Source organism: Falsiroseomonas oryzae (assembly GCF_027856955.1).
GTDB lineage: Bacteria > Pseudomonadota > Alphaproteobacteria > Acetobacterales > Acetobacteraceae > Falsiroseomonas > Falsiroseomonas oryzae.
On sequence record NZ_JAPSMD010000358.1, the window covers coordinates 1 to 5,531 of the forward strand.

At 69.8% G+C, this 5,531-nt stretch carries 6 protein-coding genes; 1 reads left to right on the forward strand and 5 read right to left on the reverse strand.

The window, feature by feature from the left end:
* From OZN99_RS24245 to OZN99_RS24265, 5 genes are all read right to left on the reverse strand, one after another.
* Positions 1–187, reverse strand: a 187-nt coding sequence (locus OZN99_RS24245; protein ID WP_270937818.1) for a hypothetical protein, incomplete at its 3' end; no start/stop codon positions are given.
* The gene (locus tag OZN99_RS24250) at positions 187–1,602 is read right to left on the reverse strand and encodes a TRAP transporter large permease (protein WP_270937819.1); all 1,416 of its coding nucleotides are present in this window, start codon (positions 1,600–1,602) and stop codon (positions 187–189) included. The genes OZN99_RS24250 and OZN99_RS24245, both read right to left, overlap by 1 nt.
* An 18-nt stretch (positions 1,603–1,620) precedes the next feature.
* Positions 1,621–2,400: a TRAP transporter small permease subunit gene (locus tag OZN99_RS24255; RefSeq protein WP_270937820.1), complete on the reverse strand. Its 780-nt coding sequence runs from the start codon at positions 2,398–2,400 to the stop codon at positions 1,621–1,623.
* A gap of 79 nt (positions 2,401–2,479) precedes the next feature.
* Complete coding sequence (locus tag OZN99_RS24260) at positions 2,480–3,619, reverse strand: TRAP transporter substrate-binding protein (protein ID WP_270937821.1); 1,140 nt, start codon at positions 3,617–3,619, stop codon at positions 2,480–2,482.
* A gap of 148 nt (positions 3,620–3,767) precedes the next feature.
* Positions 3,768–4,595 carry a ferredoxin--NADP reductase gene (locus OZN99_RS24265; protein WP_270937822.1) on the reverse strand — a complete coding sequence of 276 codons (828 nt, stop codon included), beginning with the start codon at positions 4,593–4,595 and terminating at the stop codon, positions 3,768–3,770.
* A gap of 191 nt (positions 4,596–4,786) precedes the next feature.
* On the opposite strand from OZN99_RS24265, the gene OZN99_RS24270 reads away from it, so the two are divergent.
* Positions 4,787–5,500: a GNAT family N-acetyltransferase gene (locus OZN99_RS24270; protein ID WP_270937823.1), complete on the forward strand. Its 714-nt coding sequence runs from the start codon at positions 4,787–4,789 to the stop codon at positions 5,498–5,500.
* Positions 5,501–5,531: the final 31 nt, after the last annotated feature.

Sequence of the window (5,531 nt, forward strand, 5' to 3'; positions counted from 1 at the left end):
CCGGCCGGCGCAGCAGGCGCAGGCCGCAGGGCGCGATCTCCAGCCGCGCCAGCACCTCGGCCGCCACGTCCGCGCCCTGCGCCGCGTCGCGCGGGGCGATGTCGTCCGGCAGCGCGCCGAGCGGGTTGCCTGTCTCGACCGCCTCCGCGATCCAGCGCGCCGCGCCCTCGGGCGACCAGGCCGCCATCAGTTCAGCGGCGGCAGGCTGATCTCCTCCTGCTCCGTGAAGCCGCCGGGCGGCGGAGCATCCAGGATGCTGGCCGCGCCGGGCTCGATCGGGTCGTGGCCGTACAGCGCCTCCGGCAGCCAGGTCACCAGCTCGGGGAAGACGTAGACCATCAGCATGGTGAAGACGACGATGTAGATGAAGGGCATGCAGCCCTTGAAGATGTCCTCCAGCTTGACGTGCGGCGGCGCCACGCCCTTGAGGTAGAAGGCGGCCATCGCGACGGGCGGGCTGAGGAAGCTGGTCTGCAGGTTCAGCGCGACCATGATGCCGAAGAAGATCGGGCTCACGCCGAAATCGTCCAGCAGTGGCAGGAAGATCGGCACGAAGATCACGATGATCTCCGTCCATTCCAGCGGCCAGCCCAGGATGAAGATGATCACCTGCGCCAGCAGCATGAAGGTGAAGCTGTTCAGCGGCAGGCTCTTGACGAACTCCTCCACCACGGACTGTCCGCCGAGGTAGCCGAAGACGGAGGAGAAGATGTAGCTGCCGACGAACAGCCAGCAGACCATCGCGCTGGTGCGTGCCGTCAGGAACACGCTCTCCTTCAGCTTCTGCCAGGTGAAGGCGCGGTACACCACGGCCAGCACGATGGACCCGAGCGAGCCCATCGCCGCCGCTTCCGACGGCGTGGCGAGGCCCATGATGATCGAGCCCAGCACCGCGGCGATCAGGAAGGCCAGCGGGAAGAACGAGGTCAGCAGCGACACGATGATCGTGCCGACGGGCACGTTGCGCTCCTCCGGCGGCAGGCGTGGCGCCATCTCCGGCCGGATGATGCCGATCCCGATCGCATAGAGGATGTAGAGCAGCGCCAGCGTGACGCCGGGGATGAAGGCCGCGGCGTAGAGCTGCACGACGGAGACGCCCGCCGTCGCGCCGTACAGGATCAGCATGATGGAGGGCGGGATCAGGATGCCCAGGCACCCGCCCGCGCAGGTCACGCCCGCAGCCAGCCTCGGGTCGTAGCCGGCGCGCAGCATGGCCGGGAAGGCCAGCAGCCCCATCAGCGTGACCACCGCGCCGACGATGCCGGTTGCCGTGGCGAACAGCGCGCAGGTCGCCAGCGTGGCCACCGCGAGCGACCCCGGCAATCCGCCCGAGGCGAGTTGCAGCGAGCGGAACAGGCGGTCCAGGATGTTCGCCCGTTCGATGATGTAGCCCATGAAGACGAAGAGCGGGACGGAGATCAGCACGTCGTTGCTCATCACCGCGTAGGTGCGCTGCACCAGCAGGTCGAAGACGCGCTCCTGCATGCCGAGGTAGCCGAAGAACAGCCCCATCGCCATGAGCGTGAAGGCGATGGGGAAGCCCAGCATGATGAAGAAGAGGAACAGCAGGAGCTGCGTCAGCCCCAGGGCCGCATCACTCATGGGTATGGGCTCGCCGGTTCAGGATTCGTGGTGGTCGCGGGCATGCGGTCGCGGATCGCGGGACGCGCGCTCCTCCGCCTCATGCGCGACCTTCAGGATCGCCGCCTCGCCGCCCTTGGCCATCTCGGCAGCCAGCGCCTCGGCGCCCTTCTCCTGCGCGGCGAGAAGGATCTGCTTCTCCAGTTCCTCCACGTCCGACAGGCGCGGCGGCCAGTCGCCGGTGCGGATGCACTGCACGCAGCGCACCACCTCGACCAGGCCCTGCATCAGCAGCAGCAGCCCGACGAAGGGGATCAGGAACTTGAAGGGCCAGATCGCCGGCCCTGTCGGCGAGACGGAGCTGCGCTCGTTCTGCGACCAGCTCAGCTCGAAGAAGTGCCAGCCGGAGATCATGAAGGCCATGATCGCCGGGAAGAAGAACAGCATGTACAGCGTCAGGTCGAACTTCGCCTGCATCGTCGGATGGAAGTTCCGGTACAGGAAGTCGCCGCGCACATGGCCGTTGCGGCTCAACGCATAGGCGCCGGCCAGCATGAACAGCGTGCCGTACAGCATGTAGGAGGTGTCGTAGCCCCAATCCGTCGGGGCCCGGAAGAACCGCCGCGCCGTCACGTCATAGACGATGACCGCGGTCAGCGCGACGATGGTCCAGGATCCGATCTGACCGACCAGGGTGGACAGCCGGTCGATGCCCAGCAGGATCTTCAGCGCACCCGGCCGCTTCGAGAAGACGATGCCGAGGACGATGGCCGTCGCGACGATGGCCGCGATGAGATAGACGGCGCCGCGATCCGTCATCGGCCGGATCCCCCCTGCTGCATGGAAAGGCCGGCCGGGGGTGCCCCCGGCCGGCCCTTTCGGTCAAGCCCCGCCCGGCTCAGCCGCGGGCGAAGAAGTGGTTGTAGGAGATCACCGGGCTCGCCTCGTAGCGGAGGAAGAACCCGCCCACCCGGCGGCACCACTCGCGCTGGCTGTCGCAGACCTTCTTGAAGAAGGGCCCGGCCGCCGGCGAGGAGTTGTCCGCCTCCAGCCGCTGCACCACCGCGTCCCAGGCGCGCAGCTGCGCATCCAGGATGGGCCGCGGCGTCGGGCGCACGTTCACGCCGGACTGCGCCAGCGCGACCAGGTCGCGGGAGTAGCGGTCCTGCAGCTTCCACGACATGTCGGCCGAGGACGCTTCCGAGGCATGGCGGATGATCGCCTGCAGCTCCGCCGGCAGCGCGTCGAAGCGCTGGCGGTTGAACAGCACCTCGAAGCTCTCGGTGCGCTGGTGGAAGGACTGGATCATGTAGTTCCGCGCCACGTCGGGGAAGCCCAGCACGCGGTCGGAGGAGGGGTTGTTGAACTCCGCGCCGTCGATCACGCCGCGCTCCAGCGCCGGCACGATCTCGCCGCCCGGCAGCGCCACGACCGCGGCACCCATCTCGTTGAACAGGTCGGTTGCCAGGCCCACGGTGCGGTAGCGCAGGCCGCGGATCTGCTCCGGCCGCTCGATCGGGGTGCGGAACCAGCCCAGCGGCTGCGTCGGCATCGGCCCGGTCTGGAAGCCGACCGCGTTCATCCGCAGGATGTCGTGCATCAGCTCGTTGTACAGGGCCTGGCCGCCGCCGTAGTAGAACCAGCCGAGAAGCTGGTTGGCGTCGCCGAACCAGGGCGGCGAGGTGCCGAACAGGCTGAACGCCTTGTTCTTGCCGAACCAGTAGGCCGAGACGCCATGGCCGCCGTCCAGCGTGCCGGCATGCACGGCGTCCAGCAGCTGGAAGGCGCCGACCACCGCGCCCGCGGCCAGCAGCTCGAGCCGCAGGCGGCCGCCCGCCATGCTGTTCACGCGGCTGACGTAGTCCTGCGCGAATTCGTGGAAGATGTCGCGCTGCGGCCAGGTGGACTGGAAGCGGAGCGTCACCGTCTGGGCACGGCTGACGTTCGGCGTGGCCAGCACGGCTGCGCCAGCGGTTCCCACTGCGGCAGCCTTCAGCAGGCCACGGCGGCCCGGCGCCGCCGTCGTCGTGTCGGTCATTCGTTCCCTCCAGACGTGCCGTCCGCGTGTTCCCGCGGCGCGGCGGGTTGAAGCTGGCGCCTCATTACGGATTGACGAGGCCTTTCGCAATGGCCGCGTCACGCCGCCGTGAACGCCGGCCGCGCCGTGAGCCGTCGGGTAACGTCACCTACTTCGTGACGAACGCCTTCTCCACGACATAGCTCCCGGGTTCGCTGTTGGAACCCTCGACGAAGCCGCGGGCTTCCAGCAGGGCGCGCACATCCGCGTTCATCGCCTCCGACCCGCACAGCATTGCCCGGTCCCGCTCCGGCGAGAGCGGCGGCAGGCCGAGGTCGGCAGTCAGGCTGCCCGTCTCAATCATCGTCGTGATCCGGGCGGAGGTGTGGAACGCCTCCCGCGTCACGCTCGGGACGTAGGTCAGCTTCTCCCGCACCAGCTCGCCCAGCAGCTCGTGGCCGAACAGCTCCTCCGAGATCAGGCCGCGATAGGCCAGCTCGTTCGCCTGCCGGACGGTATGCACCAGCACGATGCGGTCGAAGCGGTCATAGGTCTCGGGGTCGCGGATCAGGCTCATGAAGGGCGCGAGCCCCGTGCCCGTGGCGAACAGCCACAGCACGCCGCCCGGCAGCAGGTTCTCCGGCATCAGGGTGCCGGTCGCCTTGCGCCCGATCAGCACCCCGTCGCCCGGCCGGATGTGCTGCAGGCGCGAGGTCAGCGGCCCGTGCTGCACCTTGATGGAGAGGAACTCCAGGTGCTCCTCCCAGGGCGGGCTGACCATGGAATAGGCCCGCACCAGCGGCTTGCCGTCCACCATCAGCCCGATCATGGCGAACTGCCCGGCACCGAAGCGGAAGGTCGGGTCCCGCGTGCAGGTGAAGGAGAACAGCCGGTCGGTCCAGTGGTGGACGCTCAGCACCGTCTCCAGGAAGAAGCCGGGGGGGACCTTGACGGGGGCCGCGGCGGGCGCGCCCAGGTCGGAAGCGGTCGTGCTCATCGGGCTCCTTGATGCACGCGGCGGCCGGAGGCTGCAACGCACCCGGTGCGGCGGGATGCCGCAACTCGGTCGGCTGCGTCATGCTGCATCGCAATTGCCGCCGCACGCTGCAACGCCCAAGGTCATGCCGCCTTGCGATGGCGCAAGTCCACGCCCTGTCCCATGCTCCGCACGCAACCCGGAGCGCCGCAATGACGACCCCGCCGACCGGGCCGGAGGTGGACACCACCCCCCGCCCCCTGCCCGCCCGCATCCCCCACCGCGGCACGGCGGTGACGCTGGAGCCGCTGGCGGTGCGCCACGCCGACGACCTCTGGCAGGCCGCCCAGGCCGACCCGGCGGGCCATTCCTGGGCCTATATGGGCTACGGCCCCTTCGCCGATGCCGCCGCCATGCGCCGCCACGTCGCCGGCTTCGCCGCCCAGCACGATCCCATGGCCTGGGCCGCCCGCCCGCACCGCTCCGGCCGGGTGGAGGGCTGGCTGACGCTGATGGAGATCCAGCCCGCCAACGCCGCCATCGAGATCGGCCATATCTGGTTCTCCCCCGCCATGCAGCGGACCCGCGCCGCGACGGAGGCGATGTTCCTGCTGATGCGCCACGCGATGGACGACCTGGGCTACCGCCGCCTGGTCTGGAAGTGCAACGCGCTGAACGCCCCGTCCCGCACCGCCGCCGCGCGGCTCGGCTTCGTCTTCGAAGGCGTGCTGCGCGCCCACCTGGTGGTGAAGGGCCGCCGGCGCGACACCGCCTTCTTCTCGATCCTGGACGGCGAATGGCCGGCCCGGCGCGACGCGATCGCGGCCTGGCTGGACGACGCCAACTGGGACCATCGCGGCGCCCCGCGCGCCTCGCTCTCGGCGGCCACCGCAGGCCTCGCGGCGGAGCCGGCGCTGGCGCCATGACCCGCCCCCTGGCCCGCCCCCTGGCCGGCGC

Coding starts and splice junctions, on each gene's coding strand:
- OZN99_RS24270 (WP_270937823.1), top strand. CDS start 4,787: ATGACGACCCCGCCGACCGGGCCGGAGGTGGACACCACCCCCCGCCCC.
- OZN99_RS24260 (WP_270937821.1), bottom strand. CDS start 3,619: ATGACCGACACGACGACGGCGGCGCCGGGCCGCCGTGGCCTGCTGAAG.
- OZN99_RS24265 (WP_270937822.1), bottom strand. CDS start 4,595: ATGAGCACGACCGCTTCCGACCTGGGCGCGCCCGCCGCGGCCCCCGTC.
- OZN99_RS24255 (WP_270937820.1), bottom strand. CDS start 2,400: ATGACGGATCGCGGCGCCGTCTATCTCATCGCGGCCATCGTCGCGACG.
- OZN99_RS24250 (WP_270937819.1), bottom strand. CDS start 1,602: ATGAGTGATGCGGCCCTGGGGCTGACGCAGCTCCTGCTGTTCCTCTTC.